At 36.8% G+C, this 1,372-nt stretch carries 2 protein-coding genes and 1 pseudogene; all 3 read right to left on the bottom strand.

The annotated features are described in order from the left end of the window. Positions 1-121: 121 nt before the first annotated feature. Entirely contained in the window at positions 122-457 is a 336-nt protein-coding gene (locus JMX92_RS13280; protein ID WP_201546144.1) for an argininosuccinate synthase domain-containing protein, read from the bottom strand. A gap of 3 nt (positions 458-460) precedes the next feature. Next, entirely contained in the window at positions 461-1,315 is an 855-nt protein-coding gene (locus tag JMX92_RS13275; RefSeq protein WP_227675386.1) for a TauD/TfdA family dioxygenase, read from the bottom strand. Then, a pseudogene (locus JMX92_RS13270) lies at positions 1,266-1,372 on the bottom strand (IS5/IS1182 family transposase); the annotation flags it as partial. The pseudogene JMX92_RS13270 and the gene JMX92_RS13275, both read right to left, overlap by 50 nt.

The raw sequence follows: 1,372 nt of genomic DNA, 5'->3' as shown, positions 1-1,372 counted from the left end.
TAGTCGTCTTTAGCTTCAATTAGCATACGGACGGCGCGCTCTTTCATTTCGGGGGTATAGTTTCGTGTTTTCATTGTCGTATTCTCTCAGATAAATGAGTCTCTGACAATCCCGGGGCGGTTCATTTTTTTGCTATTAGAGGCCTTGTGAAAGTAGAGGATAGTGGCATACCACCATAGTAAGTTGCATTACAATAGATTCCTTTGGCTAAGAAATTATTGCAGAACTCTTCAACTACATCCTCATGATAATACGCAAAGCTCATATTTTTAGCGACTTCTATTGTATTAGGAAGTGGCTCACCCAAGCCAATGTGCAATAAAGTTACCTCCCAATTTAAGGAGTTTAATTTTGAAAGAGTATGACAGCTATCCAATCCTCCTGAGAATAGTAAAAGTATTTTTTTTCTGTTTCCAGCCAAATTTTCCAAAGCTTCGAAATTATCTATGATTCTCATACTTTAAGACCTCTGTAATTTTCGGTTATCTACCACCCTAGTACCTTGGACGAAAAAATCTTCATATTTATCGAGATTCTTTGTTAAAAAAATCCTTTGTAACCATCGATCATATCCATCAAAAAAAGGAACAAAACCAGTACGTGCATGACATGCTTTTCTATTATCTATAATAATAGCTTCATTTGGTTCCAAACAAATACCGTAAGTATTCTCTCTAAGTAAATTATATACGGTTTGCAACAAAACCTCTGATTCTTTGTCTGACGCCATCATAGCAGAGGGATCAAATACCAAGTAATACTTCCCCTCCTCTTTATAAACGATAGGAGTCTGCTTTGTATATTTTGTATTTTTAAAAGAAGATGAAGATTTTATTGTGAATACAGATTCTAAGAGCTTATTTAAAGTTTCTTCTTTCAAAAGAGGTATGATTTGATCGATACAAGCAGTGCAAGTAATAGCTTTTTTAGTTCGATCGCCTCTCAAGCAAGATAACATCAGAATATCAGGTGGCAGAGGATGAAAACTATCCTCTGTATGAAACTCCAAAAACATTGAGCCAGTATTTTCTTGCCTATACTCTTGACCTTGTATAGGACAGATATTTTGAATAAGCAAACCTTCCTTTTCATCCCTGTAGGAAAAAATATCTCCAGCTAGACAGCCAATAAGTGCCAACACAGCTTCTGAGAATGGAAGCTTGTTATAAGGCCTCCTACCGTCGTTCGGAGTGTTAGGCAAAACGGGATCGAAAGGTAGATTTTTTATAACAAGTGTGCCAAATTCATTAGGGCGTGTTGAACATTCATAATTTGAGCCAGATATAAGCACAAGCAAGGGCGACCGTATTTTCATAACTCTGCTTGAGCTTATCAAATCTAGTGGCAACCGCCCTATACTGTTTTAGCTTAG

The sequence above is a fragment of the Psychrobacter sp. H7-1 genome (assembly GCF_904846585.1).
Classification (GTDB): Bacteria; Pseudomonadota; Gammaproteobacteria; order Pseudomonadales; family Moraxellaceae; genus Psychrobacter; species Psychrobacter raelei.
This window is presented reverse-complemented; position numbering and strand designations above follow the sequence as displayed.

Bases quoted from the DNA above. Each gene is read 5' to 3' on its own strand.
- JMX92_RS13280 (WP_201546144.1), bottom strand. From the start codon at position 457: ATGAGAATCATAGATAATTTCGAAGCTTTGGAAAATTTGGCTGGAAAC.
- JMX92_RS13275 (WP_227675386.1), bottom strand. From the start codon at position 1,315: ATGAAAATACGGTCGCCCTTGCTTGTGCTTATATCTGGCTCAAATTAT.